Here is a 16,620-nt window from a genome sequence, read left to right as displayed (position 1 = left end):
GCGTAGGTAGGATCGCTGTATGGCAAAGATTCTCTCTGTGGGACTGACTGGCGGGATCGCCTCAGGAAAGTCCGCGGTCTCGCAACGACTCGCCGAACACGGGGCTGTCATCATCGACGCTGACAAACTCGCTCACCAGGCGGTGGCCCCCGGGGCAGAAGGCCTGGCTGAGATTGTCGAGGCCTTCGGTGATCAGGTGCTCACTTCAGAGGGGGCGCTGGATCGCCAAGCCCTGAGCAGGATCGTTTTTAATGACGACGCCGCCCGTTCTCGTCTCAATGCCATCATTCACCCCCGGGTGCGTGCAGCCTCTGCGGAGATCCGAGATAAAGCTCCGGAAGGCTCAGTGGTGGTGGAGGACATCCCCTTGCTGGTAGAGACCGGTCAGCAGGAAAGGTTCGATGTGGTCGTCGTTGTTCAAGCACCCAGGGAAGAGCGTCTCCGGCGGTTGCAGGAGACCCGTGGAATGAGCCGTGAGGAGGCGGAGCGCATCTTCAATGCCCAGGCCACCGATGCCCAGCGCGCCGCGGTGGCAGACATCCTCCTCGAGAACTCCGGCACCTTAGAGGATCTCACTGCCCAAATCGATGAGCTCTGGCAGGACCTCTGCCATGGTCGATAGATCGGGCGTGATGCCATACGAGTTGTTGAGCTTCATAGACAAAGTTCTCGAAGTCTCAATGATAAACTGAAGAACTGTGAGGAATATGAAGAGGATGAGATGACTGGTTCCATAGCAGTATTTGCGCGCTTGGCGATGAACCAAACGGTCCTTTTCGAGAGTGGTTGTGCGAGAATGTAAGTACAGTTTTCTGTGAGTAATGGGCTTTCGTCAGCAAGAAGCTTGGGCGTGTGGAGGGGTGCCCAGGTCTCTACAGGGTTGATTGCGGCACTGGCGGTTCTTTCATTGCTCTGGGTTGGGTACCACTTCCTGGCAGTTATCGCCCTGGACCATCCACCGTTGTCGCCGACTTTCTATCGTGGCTATGTCCTCTGGTCGTGTGGCCTGTTGCTCCTCAACTTTGGTGTGGTCCTGGGTGCGGCTGGTGCCATAGTTGCTTACGTCTATACGGCGACACTGGGCTACATATCAATCGAACAGGTTATCTTTTGCGTGGTGATGACAGGGGTATGTGCGAACTACGGAGATGCGTGGCTCAGACGAGGCTTTGCTGCAACCTCAGGGATGATCGCTCTATACATGGCGGGGCAGATTGATGACAGCGAAGCAGGCATGCTGGTGGTTCCGATCATGGTTGCTCTGTGTCTAGTCGCCTACCTCGTTGGTTGGATGTCTCGCTCCCAGCGCGAACAACGACTTCGCGCACAGGAGTTCGCCTTTCAAGCGCGTTCTGATCATGAACGTCGCTTCAGATTGTTGGCCCGTGAACTTCATGATCGCGTGGCGTCCGATCTATCTGTTATTGCAACTGATGCATCGGAATCAAAACGGGCCGAGGAGAAACGAGAGCTGATTCTCCAAAGAGCACGCTCAGCTCACAAACAACTCCGCCGAATCATGCGCCTATTGGAATTGGGCGAATCTCCGTCGGGTGAATCTCCTCTAGGCGAGGCAGACATCAGAGCGCAGCTGAGAAACTCTCAGGGCATTCTTGAGAGTTTAGGTGTAGATGTTGAGGTGGAAATGAGCGGAGAACCTGGTGAACTCAGCGGTTCTGCGAGGGAGAACATTTGTGCGATCCTCGACGAAGCAGTGAATAATGTCATCAAATATGGCGATCGTTCTGAAAATGCTCGGTGCATCATCTCGATCTCGGTGGACTCCGATGCGGTTGACATTGTCCTCAGGAACACAGTCGAGGGAGAGAACGCTCGAATAAAAGTAGGTACGCAGATGGGATTGCAAGGACTTCGAAACCGTGCTGACGCCTACGGGGCGAAACTAGATTACGGACACGAGAACCAGGATTCGTGGCGACTTGAGGTCAAAGGACACGCGAAGTGTTGACGAATGAATGTGTAGAGTTAGATTACGCCGACCGATACGGAGGATCAACGAGCCCACGGCGGATGGCTTTCATGGCAAGTTCGACACGAGAACCGGCGTTGAGTTTTTCCTTGAGCCTGGAAACGTGAGTTTTCACGGACCCGGCGGTGGAATTCAGCTCCATGGCGATCTCTTTGTTGGAAAGGCCCCGTACTAAAGCCGCGAGTACCCGGCGCTGGTGCTCCGTGGTTCGAAAACCCCGGTTTAATCGTGCAGTGATTTGGTGGATAACTGACTGGTCGCTGACTTCCCAGACCATGAGACGCTTTGCGACATCGGGTGAGAAGATGAGGGCGCCCTCGTGTGCGCGGCGTACCGCAGTACGAAGCTCGGCCGCAGCCAGTCCCTTGTCGAGGTACCCTACGGCACCTGCACGAACTGCACGTGCGGCTTCGTCGCCTGTGTCAAGAGCAGACAGTCCGATAACTGCAATGTCAGGACGGGACTTCTGGATGTCCGCAGTCGCTTCGATGCCGTTCTTCCCGGGCATATCGATGTCCATGAGAACCACGTCGGGTTCATAGTGTTTGGTGTAGTTCACCGCCTCGACTCCGTTATCAACCACGGCGATGATCTCCATTGTCGGATCAGCACCTATGGCCGCAGCGATGCCATCGCTGACAAGCGGATGGTCGTCTGCTACGAGTACCCGGATCACGGAAGTTTCCTCAGTCAGGTGGTTCTGGCAGTGGTGGCATCACGCTGTCAAAATTATATGCCACAGCATTGCAGATGGGTTCCAGCTTGTAGAACTCCGCCAAACTGCCCTCGCGCCGAGCCTCTGCTGCCGCCTCGCTGGTGGGAATCCAGCCCTCATCTGTTCCTGAATTTGCCAGCCACGTTTCGTAAGTGGGGGGTTCTGGAATCTCGAAACCAGCCTCGATCCAGCACGGATAACTCTCTTCGACTGCCAATCGATACTGCTCACGTCTCTGTTCATCGGGAGGATCTAGTTGAGCATTCCTTGGGTCTGTGGGGTACTTCATTCTGCATAGGAAGTTTGCTTCTTGAGCTGCAAGTTGCTGGTCCTCCGGCAGATATCCATAAGTGACGCCGTTGTCTACGACCTCGAGGTCGAAACCTTGATCGTTGAGGCATTCGGTCATCACTTCATCGTATTCTCTCCAGTAGATGAATCGAACAACCTCAACTTCCTTTTCCACAAGATGATCAAAAGATAGTTCCGGAAGCGCTAGTTCAGCGGCTCTACGCTCTCGATCCTGAAGTTCGAGCTCTACTAACTCCTCGAAAGTCATCTCTGGAAAGCCCCAGTGCTCTTCTGCTTCTTCGCTGTTACTAGCGCAAGAGAGACTGAAGAGCCCGAGGCACACAAACATTGCGGCCACTTTCTCATGACGTGCGTGCCGCATAATTACCCCGAGTCAGGGCTCACCACGGCACATGGTGAGGGGTCACAGCTGTAAGAGGCCCCAGCGTAGCGCACATCGAGTTGGGAGAGGACGGCCCAGCTACCAGAACTGAGGACCCGCCGAGTGGTGTGCTGTACCCACGTTTCCTCAGATGTGAGCGGTCGATGCCATTCCTGATGCACCGTGCTGTAATAGCGGTGCCGTGTTGTTCCGCCGTATGTCTCTGAGGACAACGTCAAATCGCTTGGATAAAACTGGATCGTACCGTTCCAGGTCACGAACCCGTCGCCTGCTGGCTCAATCTGCATCACACCAGGACCCGCAGTGTTGTCATCCGCGTGCGCAGGAGCCAGTGCGCCGACAGAGGTTAGGGCTGCTACCCCTAGTGCTGCTCCGATTTTGGCAGTTGCCTTAAACATGGTGACACCTTTCTGCAAGTCCTGAGATCGGCTGGCTCCCGATCTCCAGTAGTTCGCAGTCCACCACAGGGGTACCCCACAGCGCTGTCCCCTGAAGTTGATCGGAATATTGGTGACTTCAGGGGACAGTAGGGATCTGGTGCAGATCCTGGAAACGGCTTTAGCGTGGGCCTCATGTTTAGGGATCTCCACAACGAGTTGGTATCAATCATGTGTAGTGCACGGCCAAGAGTCTCGGCTCATGTGTAGGTTGCGGACAACTGGTTAGGAGTGAATGAGGGTATGGCAGAGCAGCGACGGCGCCCGCGCAGGCGGTTTCTCAACATAGCGGTGCTGGTGGTGGCCATCGTGCTCGCAGCAGCCGCTGGCTGGTGGGCCGGGACCGCCACACTGGGTGAAACTGAAGCCGAATCGGATGAGCAAGTCGCCGAGCAGGGCATCTGGGCCGCCGCCACCCATGAATCAGTAGGCCGGTCGCTGAACCTCTCCACCACGGTGCGCCAGCCCTCCGACCCGGTGGGAACCAACCAGTTTGCTGGGATCGTCCGTGAGGCCAACGAGGGCCAGCTGGACAATGGAGATATGGCCTACCGGGTGGGCAGCACCGCAGTGCGCATCATCGAATCAGACGGCCCTTTCTGGCGGGATCTGGAACCGGGGAACTCCGGTCCCGACGTCACTGCCGTCCAGGAGTTCCTCATCGACGCCGGGTACCTGGACAGTGGAGAGGCCCCCGGCAGCTACGACCAGTGGACCGCCTCCGCCGTGGAGGACTGGCAGGACGACCTCGGCGTCGCCGTGACCGGCACAATCCCGCTGGGCGAGGTGGTCGCCGTCCCGCAGAGCCCCATCGTGATCCAGCTCGGCGAGGAGATCCGGATAGGCGCGGAACTCGCCGGCGGTGAGGAATCCATCCAGGCACCCACAGGGGATCGCAGCTTCGTAATGGTGCTCATGGACTCCCAGGCCCAGCAGGTGCCCATGGACGCCATCATCGAGATCACCTTTGAGGACCACACCTGGGAAGCCGTGGTGGCCTCAGTGACTGAGGGTGACCCGCAGGCCGGCGGCGGGGTGGAGTATGACCTCACCTCCCCGGAGGGTGATGAGGTCTGCAAGGAGCACTGTGAGGAGCTGCCAGCCGATACGCAGCTGTCCCTGCGCTCCAGCGTGGTGGTCACACCTCCGGTGGAGGGAGTCGCGGTCCCCGCGGCCGCAGTGCGAACCTCTGACGCAGGCGCCACCTACGTGGAGACCCGCGAGGGTGAGACTGATGTGGAAGTCCTCGGCTCCGGCCAGGGGGTGGCGATTATCGAGGGGATCGAGGAGGGCGATGAGGTCCGAGTCTTCGGCGAGGGTGGTGATACCGGCCAGCCACAGCCCGAGCAACAGCCCGGCGAGGAGCAGGATCCGGAGCTGGACGAGCTGATAGAGAACGACGACGCTTCGCCGCCTGAGGAGACGGACCCGGAGGACGAATCTGGGGAAGCCGAGGACTGAGCCGTGCTCTCGATCCAAGACCTGACGTTCCGGTATCGGCGCGGGAGAGAGGAGCTCTTCGATGATCTCTCCTACTTTTTCGAACCCGGCAAAGTCACTGTCGTCACCGGAGCCTCAGGGCGCGGCAAGTCCACGCTGCTCTATGTGCTGGGTCTGATGCTCACCCCGCTGCGCGGCACCGTCACACTGGACGGCCAGGACGTTTCCGCGGCGCCCGATGCCGAACGCTCCCGGATCCGGGCAGAATCCATCGGATTCGTGTTCCAGGACTCCGTGCTTGATGCCACTCGCACCATTCTCGACTCAGTGATCGAACCCGCGCTCTACGCCGGGTGGAAGCAGGGCGCCGCCCAGGAGCAGGGCTGGGAGTTGCTTGACCAGATGGGTGTGGGTCACCGGGCAGATCACAAGCCCGGGGAGATCTCCGGCGGCCAGGCCCAGCGGGTGGCGGTCTGCCGGTCACTGGTTACCGACCCCGCTGTAGTGCTAGCCGATGAGCCCACCGGCAACCTGGACCAAGCCAATGCCGAAGGTGTGCTCAACGCGCTCTCCGCGGCAGCCGGCTTAGGGGAGATCGCCCGCACCGTGGTCATCGCCACCCACGACCCGTTCGTCATCGAGTTCGCTGACGAGGTGCTGGCCCTGTGAGACTGCCCAATCTGCTGCGCGAGGCCGCCAATACCGCCTGGGCCACCAAAGTGCCCAGCGCACTGATCGTGCTGCTGGTGGCAGTGATGTGTGCCGCCACTCTGGCCACCGTGGGCCGCACCGCCGCCGCTGAGGCCCAGCTCTACGAGCGGTTGGACTCCGCCGGGGCCCGGGTGCTCACCGTGACTGAGCCCAGCCATGACTCCTATGAGCTGATCAACGCCGCCACCATCGGACAGACCGGCGCACTCTCCAGCACCGAGCGGGCCCTGGGCACCATCACCGCCATCGATGTGGTCAACGGGGAGATCGGCGAGGGCGGTGAGCGCGTCCCGGCCTGGGGTATCTACGGCAACCTGGAGAACGTGGTCACCATGGAGGAGGGCCGCTGGCCACAGCCCGGGGAGGCGCTCGTCTCTGCCGAGGCGATGGACCGGTTGAACCTGGACGCCCCAGTGGGCTGGGTGGAGCAGGCCACCAGCAATCCTATGGAGGACTGGGCGATCGTGGGAACTTTCAGCCCGCGCGACCCGTTCGGGGACTACACCGCCGGCATTGTCTATCCGGTCAGCCCTGATCAGCCTGCTGCCACCACCCTGCACGTGGTGCTGCATGATGCCAACCATGCCGGCCCAGCCCAGTCGGCCGTGCTGCAGCTGTTGGACCCGCCGGCTACCGATCATCTGACCGTGCAGTCGCCGATGTCCATGGCCCAGTTGCAGGATGAACTCACCGGGGATTTCACCACTTTTGGCCGCACCCTGCTGCTGGGCGTACTGGCCGGGGGTGCATTCCTGGTGGCTATTGTGGTGCTGGCCGATGTGCTGGTCCGTCGCAAAGACCTGGGTCGCCGGCGGGCTCTGGGCGCCTCCCGCGGGGTGATCGTGGGCCTGGTGCTGCTGCGCACTATGGTCCCGGCCCTGCTGGGGGCCGGTGCCGGTGTCGCGGGCGGGCTCGCCATGGCCCGGAGCTTCGAGGCTCAGCCGCCCTGGGAGTTCACCGCCGGCACTGCGGTGCTGGCCGTACTGGCTGCCTGTGTCTTCGCAGTGATTCCCGCGATCTACGCGGCCACCCGCGACCCAGTGGCGGTGCTGCGCACGCCGTAGACTGATGCTCATGAGTCTTGCGCCCAAGATCAGTCGGACGGTCGCCCCTTTCAAAGTGGAGAGCCCCTACCAGCCCTCCGGGGACCAGCCGCAGGCTATCGAAGAGCTGGCCGAACGAGTTGAGGGCGGTGAGAAGGACGTTGTTCTGATGGGCGCCACCGGCACCGGAAAGTCCGCCACTGCGGCCTGGCTGATCGAGCGGCTGCAGCGCCCCACTCTGGTGATGGTGCAGAACAAGACCCTGGCCGCCCAGCTGGCCAATGAGTTCCGCGAGCTGCTGCCCCATAATGCGGTGGAGTACTTCGTCTCCTACTACGACTACTACCAGCCTGAGGCCTATGTGCCGCAGACGGACACTTTCATCGAGAAGGACTCCTCCATCAACGAGGAGGTCGAACGGCTCCGACACTCAGCCACCAACGCACTGCTGACCCGGCGCGACACCGTAGTGGTGGCCACCGTCTCCTGCATCTATGGTCTGGGCACCCCGGAGGAGTACATCGCCCAGATGGTGCCGCTGCGCCGCGGAGAGGAGATCGACCGCGACGAACTGTTGCGCAGGTTCGTAGCCATGCAGTACGTGCGCAATGACGCCGACTTCCACCGAGGTACCTTCCGGGTGCGCGGGGACACCGTGGAGATCATTCCTATGTACGAGGAGCTCGCGGTGCGCATCGAGTTCTTCGGCGATGAGATCGAGGCCATCCACACCCTGCACCCGCTCACCGGCACTGTGGTCCGCGAGGAGGAGGAGATGTACATCTTCCCCGCCTCCCACTACGTGGCCGGCGACGAACGGATGGCCCGGGCCGTCCGCGATATCGAGGATGAGCTGCGCGAGCGCCTGCAGGAGCTGGAGTCCCAGAACAAGCTGCTGGAGGCCCAACGGCTGCGCATGCGCACCACCTACGACTTGGAAATGATGGCCCAGATGGGCTTCTGCAACGGGATTGAGAACTACTCCCGGCACATCGACGACCGCGCAGCCGGCTCCGCCCCGCACTGTCTGCTGGACTACTTCCCGGATGACTTCCTGCTCATTGTGGACGAGTCCCATGTGACCATTCCGCAGATCGGCGGTATGTATGAGGGCGATATGTCGCGCAAGCGTACCCTGGTGGAGCACGGCTTCCGGCTGCCCTCCGCCATGGACAACCGGCCCCTGAAGTGGGACGAGTTCCTGGAGCGGATCGGGCAGACCGTCTACCTCTCGGCCACTCCCGGCAATTACGAAATCTCCCAGTCCGACGGCGTGGTGGAGCAGATCATCCGGCCCACCGGCCTGGTGGATCCCAAGGTGGAGGTCAAACCCACTAAAGGCCAGATCGATGATCTGCTGTCTGAGATCCGTGCCCGCACCGAGCGCAATGAGCGCACACTGGTCACCACGCTGACCAAACGCATGGCCGAGGACCTGACCGAATACCTCCTGGAACACGGGGTGAAGGTCGAATACCTGCACTCGGATGTGGACACGCTCAAACGGGTGGAGATCCTGCGCGAACTGCGCAAGGGTACTCACGATGTGGTGGTCGGCATCAACTTGCTCCGCGAGGGACTGGACCTGCCCGAAGTCTCCCTGGTCGCGATTCTGGACGCCGATAAGGAGGGGTTCCTGCGTTCCACCATCAGCCTCATCCAAACCATCGGGCGCGCAGCCCGCAATATCCACGGCGAGGTGCATATGTACGCCGACCGGATCACCGATTCCATGCGCCGGGCCATCGATGAGACTGAGCGGCGCCGCGCAAAGCAGATCGCCCATAATGAGAAGCACGGGATCGACCCCACCCCACTGGTGAAGAAGATCGCCGATATCACCGACCAGCTGGCCCGCGAGGACGCCGATACCGCTGACCTGCTCCAGGGAATGGGCGGCCTGGCCACCGGCTTCCAGTACGGCAAGGGCCATCGCGGCTGGACCGGATTCCAGAAGGATGACGACGACGCCGCCCCGCCCGCCTCAGCTGCGGAGAGCAGCCTGGCTGCCCAGACCCCGGCCAAGGACACCGCTGATCTCATCGCTCAGCTCACCGAGCAGATGCACAAGGCTGCAGAGAACCTCAACTTTGAGCTGGCTGCACGGCTCCGTGATGAGCTGTCTGACCTGAAGAAGGAGCTGCGAGCTATCCAAGCCGCGGAGTAGCCAGTAGTTATTCGGTGCGGCTGAGGAGTTCGCGGAGGATGGCCGGGCCGTCGTCGTGGATGCCGTCGTGGTGGAAGTCTGCGGTTTCATAGACGGAGAGGTTTGCTGCGCGGCTGGCAGTCTCCAGGGACAGCTCCCGGTCAACGAACACATCGTCGGTATAGACACAAGCCGCGGTGGGCACCTCATTGCGAGCCAACTGGTCCAGGTCATAGAGGGGACCCCAGTCATCCACTGCGGCGAGAGCCTCGGCAGCCTGGTACAGCGGCGCCAGCACCGGATCCAGCCGGATATGCTCACGGAAGATCATCTCTCCGGTCAGCAGAGGCTGATCCGTTTCGGCTGAGAACTCGGGGAACTCAGCCAGTACCCGTTCGGCCGCCCAGCCGGTGGCATGTTCCCCGGGCATGCCATAGATGGACTCATGCATCACCGCGTACATGGGATTCGCTGCAAAGCTGAGTCGCTGACCGACCTCGGCCAGGAACGTGTCGGAGAGCCGGTCATCGGTGAACGCCTCCTCCAGCAGGTAGTGCAGCGAGTCAGCCTTGGTGTTCCCACCCAGTCCCATGCCCAGCATCTGCAGCCGCGCCACGGTCAGCAATGAGCCGTCAAAGAGACGAACATCGTTCTGTCGCAGATGAGAAATCACTGCGTCGAGCCGTTCCCGGTCCTCGGGGAACCTGGTGAAGTATTCCGCATTGCGGGAGGTCATGCGCCGGTAGGTGTGCTGGTACACCCGGTCGGCGTGTCCGCTCAGCGGTGCCAGCCCTCCGGTGATCAGAGCCCGGTCCAGATGCTGCGGGGCGAAAGACAGGTAGGTGAGGGTACAGAATCCGCCGTAGCTCTGTCCGAAGACGGTCCAGGAACGGAGGCCCAGCTGCTCGCGCAGCGCCTCGGCGTCCTGGACAATGGAATCAGCCCGGAAGTTTCTCATATATGCGGCCTGTTCCTGCGGGGTACCGCGTGCCACCAGCCGATGCCGGTCTAGACGTGTGGACAGGCCGGTGCCGCGCTGGTCCAGCATGATGATCCGGAAGTCCTTGACCAGCTCCGCCATCCAGCCGCTGAGCTTTGCGGGGCGGTTTCCCTTGCCGCCGGGTCCGCCCTGGAGGAAGAGCAGGCAGGGGAGTCCTGCGACATGCACCTCTCCCTTGGCGAGGACTTCGGCGCCGACGAACTCCCGAGCATACACCTGAATGCTCTCACCGGTGGGATTGCGCCATTCCAGGGGCACCGTCAACCAGTGGTCAGTGATCCGGGTCCCGTCCAGCAGCAGTCGTGAGTCAGCCATGAGATCAGCTTCTCATGCTGGAGAGTCTTGCAGAGTCCCGGGAACCGGTGAAACCCTCGCGTGAATCACCGCGGCCCGCGTTCCCTGCCGGACAGGGGCCCCGTTGGCGAGCCAGGCCGTGGCGGTGGGTTTTGCTCAGACAGCCGACCGCCATGTCGCCGGACGGCGGCGCAGTTCGGGCTTGTGGATGGCCGGTGGAACGAAGGCTTGGTCGAGTGTGCCGGTGTCGGTTCCGGGCGGGATGATCTCGTCGATACGGTCGAGCACGTCGTCGGAGAGAGTGATGTCCACTCCGGTGAGGAGGTCGTCGAGCTGTTCCATGGTACGGGCGCCGAGGAGTGCGCTGGTCACGCCGGGGTGGGTGATCGCGAAGGCCATCGCTAGGTGCGGCATGGACAGTCCGGCCTCCTCGGCCAGGGGGATCAGCTGCTCGACCGCGTTAAGGCGAGCTTCATCGCTGTAGGCCTTGAAGAACTTCGCGCGGGCGAGCGGGTTCTCCTGGCCGCGGCGAACCCGGCCGGTGAGCATGCCCTGCCCGAGCGGCCCCCAGGCCAGTACGCCCATGCCGTACTGCTGCGCCACGGGCAAGATCTCACGTTCGATACCGCGGTTGAGGATCGAATACGGAGGCTGCTCGGTCCGGAACCGCTCCAGTCCGCGACGCTCGGCCACCCAGTGGGCTTCGACGAGGCTCGAGGCGGGCATCGTCGACGTGCCGAAAGTGCGGATCTTGCCAGCCCGGACAAGGTCGGTCAGTGCCGAGAGCGTCTCCTCAATGTCGGTGTCAGGGTCGGGGCGGTGGAGCTGGTAGACGTCGATGTAGTCGGTCTGGAGACGGCGCAGGGAGTTCTCGATCGCGGTGGTGATCCACCGGCGGGAGGCGCCCTGCTGATTCGGGTCGGCGCCGAGTGGGTTGCCGACCTTGGTGGTGAGGACGACGTTCTCGCGGCGTCCCTTGAGTGCGTGGCCGACGACCTCCTCGGAGTCGCCGTAGGCGTCGGCGGTGTCGACGAGGTTGATGCCCGCGTCCAACGCCTTGTGAATAATGCGGGCAGAGTCGGCGGGGTCGGGGTTGCCGACCTGGGTGGCGAACATGAGCGTGCCGAGCCCGTAAGGGCTCACCTTGATGCCGGTCCGGCCGAGGGGTCGATACTGCATTGGGTCCTCCATTGGTGGGTGTGATGATTGTGCGTGGGCCTCCGTGACGTAGACTGTCATCGAACCGGAGACTCTTTCCGGAACTATACGGAACACCTTTCCGCTTTGCAAGAGGAGGACTATGGCATCCCGGTCGACAGCAATGACGGCTGGCCCGTCAGGGCACGGCGTTGAGCAGCCTCGGCGTCAGCGCTCAGACGCGAAACGGAATGTCGCTGCGCTACTGGAGGCCGCCAAGACGGCCTTCGCAGCCGACGGTGTGGATGCGCCGGCCAAGCAGATCACCGATCTGGCGGGAGTGGGTGTGGGGACCCTGTATCGGCACTATCCCCGCCGGTCCGATCTCATCGTGGCCGTGTTGCAGCAGGAGATCGATGAGTGCGTGGCCGCTGCCGAGGAGCTGACTGGAAGGCTCAGTCCGTGGGGAGCGGTCATGGCCTGGATCGAACGTTTCACTGACTTCGTGGGCACCAAGCAAGGTCTCGCGGCAGCGCTGCACTCCGGTGACCCCGCCTACGAAGGGCTGCCCGAACAGCTTCTGGACCAGCTCGAGCCGGCTCTACGGACGCTCCTGGTCACCGCGGTCGATGCCGGGGAGGTGCGCGAGGATGTCAGCACTCAAGAGATCATGACGGCCATCGCCCTGCTGTCCCAACCTGTGCGCGAGGCGCAAGCAGGTTTCAACCAACGCATGATCGGCGTCTTCCTCGATGGCCTCAGGTTCACCGACCCCGAGCCATGACGGGCGAGGCAGGCTCATAGATCTCTTGGGTTCCGATCACCGAGAGCATGTCGAGTGCGTCAGCGCTGTCGCTGCCATGTACCGGGGTGAACCAGAGCAGGCGCTGGCGGTTGTCTTCGCTGAAGAGGTTGAGGCAGTTCACCTCGATGACACCGAGTTCGGGGTGGATGATGCGTTTGCGGTCGTTGCGCCGGTAGGCGACGTCGTGCTCGGCCCACAATGCGGCGAACTCGGGCGAGCTGGTCCGCAGTTCGCCAATCATCCCTGCGGCTTCGGTGTCGCGAGCATCACGCGCGGCTGCTGCGGCACGCAGGTCCGCGACGAAGGCCCGCGACTGTGCCTCATGATCCTCTGCCGGGTAGAGATCCCTGGAATCCTCCTCGGTGAACCAGCGGTAGAGCAAACTGCCGCGCTTGCCTGTGAATTCGGACTGATCACCGAGCAGCGCGATGGCGAGAGGGTTCTGGACCAGGGTGATGTGCAGATCTGTGATGACCTGCGCCGGGGTCGCCGGCAGCCGGCTGAGCAGGTCCAGCATGCCGGGATGCACGTGGGCGGCCGGCCCGGTCTCGACGGGCACGGGGCGGTCGGCGAGATGGAACAGGTAGTCCCGCTCGTCGCGGGTCAGCCTCAGGGCTCGGGCTAGTGCGGCGAGCATCTGCTCCGAGGGCTGAGAGCCCGCCCCGCGTTCCAGTTCGTTGTAGTAGTCCACGGATGCGCCGGCCAGCTGCGCGACCTCGTCGCGGCGCAACCCAGGAACCCGGCGCCGGGGACCGGAGATCAAGCCGACGTCGGTGGGGCGGATGCGTTCGCGCCGGGATCGCAGGAAAGCGCCCAGCTCACGGAACTTTGCGGGACTCATAGCTCCAGTGTGCCAGGGGATGGGGTTCGGACACAGGGGATGACATCCCCTGGTTGCTACGTGTGGGGAAGCGCAACATAGTGAATATGACAGAAAACACCACACACACAGCAGAGAACACCACTTCCCAGGATGCGCCTGGACGGGTGGCTATTGTCACCGGAGGCTCACGCGGCATCGGCAGCGCAGTTGCGAAGAGACTTGCCGACGACGGGTTCGCCGTCGTGGTGAACTACGCGGGCAATGCCAAGGCCGCCGATGAGACGGTCGCTTCCATCGCTGCCGACGGCGGCACGGCCGTCACAGTACAGGCCGACGTCGCCGACGAGCACCAGGTCGCCGCGATGTTCGACCGCGCCGAGCAGGAATTCGGCGGCATCGACGTCGTGGTCAACTCTGCCGGGCGCATGGCGCTCTCACCGATCGCTGATCTCGACCTGCAGGTGCTCGATGAGCTGCACCGCACCAACATTCGCGGCACCTTCGTGGTCGCTCAGCAAGCCGCGCGCCGGCTGCGCGCCGGTGGGGCCTTTATCGGCTTCTCCACCACCGTGGTCACCACCCAGATTCCCACCTACGGTGCATATGCGGCCAGCAAGGGCGCGGTCGAGGCGATGATTCTGATTCTGGCCCGGGAGCTGCGCGGGCGCGACATCACCGTCAATGCGGTCGCCCCTGGCCCGACGGCTACCGAGCTGTTCCTCGACGGCAAGACGCAGGAGCAGGTCGATGCGTTGGCGAAGAGCCCGCCCCTGGAACGGCTGGGCACCCCTGAGGACATCGCCAACACCGTCGCCTTCCTCGCTGGGGCCGACGGGCGCTGGGTCAACGGCCAGGTGCTGCGCGCCAACGGAGGGATGGCCCGATGACGGAGCTCGCGCGGCGTCGCCGCCGAGTGCGGGGTGATGTTGGCGGCTGAGTCGAGCAATGGAAAGTGCACCTCCTTATCGAAGGAGGTCACTGATGAAGACGACTACGAAGCAGCCCGGCGCGCATGCGCGGCCGGGACGTGCGAGGCGGGCAGTGCTCTATCCGGCGTTCTCCCAGACGGGCCCGGAGACGCCGTTGGAGGGCACGCGGCCGATCTATCTGTATCTGCGGTTGTCGAAGTATCACAAGGACAAGGCGGACGCGATCGAGCGTCAGCGTCTTGACCTGACGCGCAAGCTCGCCGCTGAGGGCGGGTGGACGGTGATGGGTGAGTACATCGACAACGACTCAGCCAGTGCGTCGGCGGCGAAGCATCGGAAGGGGTGGCGCCAGCTCAACCAGGACATCCAGGCTGGGAAGGTACCGGCAGTGGCGTTCTGGAAGCTGGATCGCACCAACCGGATCGCGGCGAAGTGCATCGAGTGGATCGGGCAGTGCCAACGCTCAGGGGTGTATCTGGTCTCGCACCAGGACAGCGCTGATGAGCTGAATACCGCGACGGCCGGGGCGAAGCTGGTGACTGGGATCAAGGCACTGCTGGCCGAGGTTGAGACGGATTCGATGAGTGAGCGGCAGCTTGCCTCGAAGCGTCACCTGGCCGAGTCTGGGTTTCATCATGGCGGCACGCCGCCGTTGGGGTGGATGGCCGGGCCGCGGGTGGTCGATGAGTTCGGGCGTTCAGGGGTGCGGCTGGTGCCGCACCCGGTGGAGCATCCGGCGTTGAAGGACGCGGTCGACATGGTGCTGGCGGGAAAGAGTCTTGCCCAGATCGGGCGGTATTGGAGTGAGCACTACGGGATCACGACCGCGACTGGTGGCCCGGTGTATGAGGCGACGTTGTATCGGGCGTTGATCTCGCCTCGGATGATCGGGTATCGGATGCGGCAGGTGCCTGAGCATCAGCGTGGGGTCAAGCTGGACCTGTTGGACTACATCGCCCGCGGCGCCTCGGGTGAGCCGGTGATGGCCCAGGAGCCGGTGTGCGATCGCGGGACGTGGTTGCGGGTGCGGCGACTGTTGGAGGAAGCGAAAACCTCACGGACCAGGCGGCCGTGGGGTTCGCATGAGTGGCTGCTGACCGGGTTGTTGTTCTGCCAGTGCGGGGCGAGGCTGTATGGGCACCAGAAGTACCGCAAACGGGCCTCGGGTGAGCGGGTGCAGGCGTTTGCCTACCGGTGCCAGGCCAACAAGGTGCGTGGGCCGGGGAACTGCTCGGGTGGATGCACGATCGATGCGGTCAAGGGTGAGGCCTTCGTTCTGGGCTGGTTCTTCTCCCAGATCAGCGATGACGCGCTTGCGGCCGCACGTGCTCGCCGTCGCGCGGCCCGCTCGGATGCGAGCATCAATGATGTGCTTGCCCAGCTTGACGAGGCCAGAGCCGAACGTGACGCGCTGTTGTCCAAGCAGGGCACTGGGGAGTATCGGGGCGCGATGGTCACGGTGCTGCTGTCGCTGATCGAGGAGGCCCAGCGGCGAGTGGACGCCCTCCAGCGTCGTCTTGGCGCGATGGAGTTAGAGGAGTTCCCGATCCAGGACGGCTCGGCACTGATCGCGTCGTGGAAGGAGAGGACGATCACGGAGAAGCGCGGCTATCTGCGGCGGATGATTCACCGGATCGACGCATCGCCGGGGAAGGCGCCGACCGAGGAGCGGCTGAGGATCATTCCGGTCGAGTGAGGGTGTCGGCCACGCTGGCGGCATCGAGCATTGTTGCGATCTGCTCGATCACCTCCTGGGAGATGGGTCGGGTGGTGCGCCGGATCGTGCCGGCGCACCACCCTGCCGCGAACGCGCCATAGGCGGGCTCTGCGACCACCTCACGGACCTCAGCCGCGGGCGGGCAGGCCGGGCCGCTGCTCATGGTTCGTCTCCGGCGATCGCGGCGTAGAAGTCCTCCTCGGCCTGCCGGCGTTGTGCGACTTCGGCCTGGACGAACTCGGTGAACTCCGAGGCTCGGTCGGTGATCACGGTGTCTTCGATTGGTTCGGCTGGGTCCTCACCTGGCCAGACGGTCTGCCGGGTCGGGCGGTCACGGTCCAGTCGGGTGCCAGAGGAGGCCACCCAGTCGCGCAGCCGGGCTCGGGCGTCGGCGAAGTCACGGTGCCAGCCGACCGGGGCGCTGGCGTTCTGCTCGGGGTCGTAGGCGCCCAGCCAGTGCAGATGCAGCGCCGAGAGCTCCCACACTAACTCTGGGTGGTGGTGCCAGAACGGTGGGATCACCGAGGCGGGCAGCCCGTATGTGGTGCGCAACCACTTCACCCATCGGTCCAGGGCGAGCCACTCGTCCTCCAGCTCATCGGCGGTCAGCAGGTTCCAGTTGACTGGATGCGGCGGCTCGGGGGTCTCTGGCACATCGTCGGAGACAAGGACGTCATCGGGCACGAGATCCTCATCGTCTACTTCGTCGGGTTCAGGGTTGTACTCGCTCATCGTTCGG

General features: G+C 63.0%; 16 protein-coding genes. 9 read left to right on the top strand and 7 right to left on the bottom strand.

The genetic code is table 11. The features are described from left to right. The first annotated feature begins 19 nt into the window (after window positions 1–19). Window positions 20–622, top strand: coding sequence for a dephospho-CoA kinase (gene coaE, locus F0311_RS16275; RefSeq protein WP_223881430.1), 603 nt, complete (start codon window positions 20–22; stop codon window positions 620–622). A 192-nt stretch (window positions 623–814) separates the two neighbouring features. Continuing rightward, window positions 815–1,969: a sensor histidine kinase gene (locus F0311_RS16270; RefSeq protein WP_191089986.1), complete on the top strand. Its 1,155-nt coding sequence runs from the start codon at window positions 815–817 to the stop codon at window positions 1,967–1,969. Window positions 1,970–1,991: 22 nt separating this feature from the next. Here the strand turns inward: F0311_RS16270 and F0311_RS16265 are convergent, their stop codons facing one another. Both F0311_RS16265 and F0311_RS16260 read right to left on the bottom strand, forming a co-directional pair. Continuing rightward, entirely contained in the window at window positions 1,992–2,666 is a 675-nt protein-coding gene (locus tag F0311_RS16265; RefSeq protein WP_150462993.1) for a response regulator transcription factor, read from the bottom strand. 10 nt (window positions 2,667–2,676) lie between these two features. Then, window positions 2,677–3,264: a hypothetical protein gene (locus F0311_RS16260; RefSeq protein ID WP_150462992.1), complete on the bottom strand. Its 588-nt coding sequence runs from the start codon at window positions 3,262–3,264 to the stop codon at window positions 2,677–2,679. An 815-nt stretch (window positions 3,265–4,079) separates the two neighbouring features. On the opposite strand from F0311_RS16260, the gene F0311_RS16255 reads away from it, so the two are divergent. Genes F0311_RS16255 through uvrB form a run of 4 tightly spaced genes read left to right on the top strand, consistent with a single transcriptional unit; the run spans window position 4,080 to window position 9,197 of the window. Then, entirely contained in the window at window positions 4,080–5,297 is a 1,218-nt protein-coding gene (locus F0311_RS16255; protein ID WP_150462991.1) for a peptidoglycan-binding domain-containing protein, read from the top strand. Window positions 5,298–5,300: 3 nt separating this feature from the next. Next, window positions 5,301–5,945 carry an ABC transporter ATP-binding protein gene (locus tag F0311_RS16250; RefSeq protein ID WP_150462990.1) on the top strand — a complete coding sequence of 215 codons (645 nt, stop codon included), beginning with the start codon at window positions 5,301–5,303 and terminating at the stop codon, window positions 5,943–5,945. Further along, window positions 5,942–7,051, top strand: coding sequence for an ABC transporter permease (locus F0311_RS16245; protein WP_150462989.1), 1,110 nt, complete (start codon window positions 5,942–5,944; stop codon window positions 7,049–7,051). The genes F0311_RS16250 and F0311_RS16245 overlap by 4 nt, the downstream gene beginning before the upstream one ends. Before the next feature lie 10 nt (window positions 7,052–7,061). Then, window positions 7,062–9,197, top strand: coding sequence for an excinuclease ABC subunit UvrB (gene uvrB, locus F0311_RS16240; RefSeq protein ID WP_150462988.1), 2,136 nt, complete (start codon window positions 7,062–7,064; stop codon window positions 9,195–9,197). 7 nt (window positions 9,198–9,204) lie between these two features. Here the strand turns inward: uvrB and F0311_RS16235 are convergent, their stop codons facing one another. Together F0311_RS16235 and F0311_RS16230 are read right to left on the bottom strand one after the other, a co-directional pair. Beyond that, window positions 9,205–10,491 carry an alpha/beta fold hydrolase gene (locus tag F0311_RS16235; protein WP_150462987.1) on the bottom strand — a complete coding sequence of 429 codons (1,287 nt, stop codon included), beginning with the start codon at window positions 10,489–10,491 and terminating at the stop codon, window positions 9,205–9,207. A 135-nt stretch (window positions 10,492–10,626) separates the two neighbouring features. Then, a complete protein-coding gene (locus F0311_RS16230; RefSeq protein WP_150462986.1) occupies window positions 10,627–11,649 on the bottom strand; it encodes an aldo/keto reductase in 1,023 nt (340 codons plus the stop codon). Window positions 11,650–11,770: 121 nt separating this feature from the next. Between F0311_RS16230 and F0311_RS16225 the strand changes: the two genes are divergently transcribed. Then, a complete protein-coding gene (locus F0311_RS16225) occupies window positions 11,771–12,391 on the top strand; it encodes a TetR/AcrR family transcriptional regulator (protein ID WP_223881429.1) in 621 nt (206 codons plus the stop codon). Here F0311_RS16225 and F0311_RS16220 read toward each other — a convergent pair. Next, on the bottom strand, window positions 12,372–13,253 hold the full coding sequence (locus F0311_RS16220) for a helix-turn-helix transcriptional regulator (protein WP_150462985.1): 882 nt from the start codon (window positions 13,251–13,253) through the stop codon (window positions 12,372–12,374). The genes F0311_RS16225 and F0311_RS16220 overlap by 20 nt on opposite strands. An 86-nt stretch (window positions 13,254–13,339) precedes the next feature. On the opposite strand from F0311_RS16220, the gene F0311_RS16215 reads away from it, so the two are divergent. Continuing rightward, window positions 13,340–14,122, top strand: coding sequence for an SDR family oxidoreductase (locus tag F0311_RS16215; RefSeq protein WP_150462984.1), 783 nt, complete (start codon window positions 13,340–13,342; stop codon window positions 14,120–14,122). Between the two features lie 94 nt (window positions 14,123–14,216). Beyond that, on the top strand, window positions 14,217–15,860 hold the full coding sequence (locus tag F0311_RS16210; protein WP_150462983.1) for a recombinase family protein: 1,644 nt from the start codon (window positions 14,217–14,219) through the stop codon (window positions 15,858–15,860). Here the strand turns inward: F0311_RS16210 and F0311_RS16205 are convergent. Further along, on the bottom strand, window positions 15,844–16,044 hold the full coding sequence (locus F0311_RS16205; protein WP_150462982.1) for a hypothetical protein: 201 nt from the start codon (window positions 16,042–16,044) through the stop codon (window positions 15,844–15,846). The two genes, F0311_RS16210 and F0311_RS16205, sit on opposite strands and share 17 nt — an antisense overlap. Continuing rightward, entirely contained in the window at window positions 16,041–16,613 is a 573-nt protein-coding gene (locus tag F0311_RS16200) for a hypothetical protein (protein WP_150462981.1), read from the bottom strand. Before F0311_RS16200 ends, F0311_RS16205 begins: the two co-directional genes overlap by 4 nt. Between the last annotated feature and the right edge of the window lie 7 nt (window positions 16,614–16,620).

The sequence above is a fragment of the Nesterenkonia ebinurensis genome (assembly GCF_008711175.1).
Classification (GTDB): domain Bacteria; phylum Actinomycetota; class Actinomycetes; order Actinomycetales; family Micrococcaceae; genus Nesterenkonia; species Nesterenkonia ebinurensis.
This window is presented reverse-complemented; position numbering and strand designations above follow the sequence as displayed.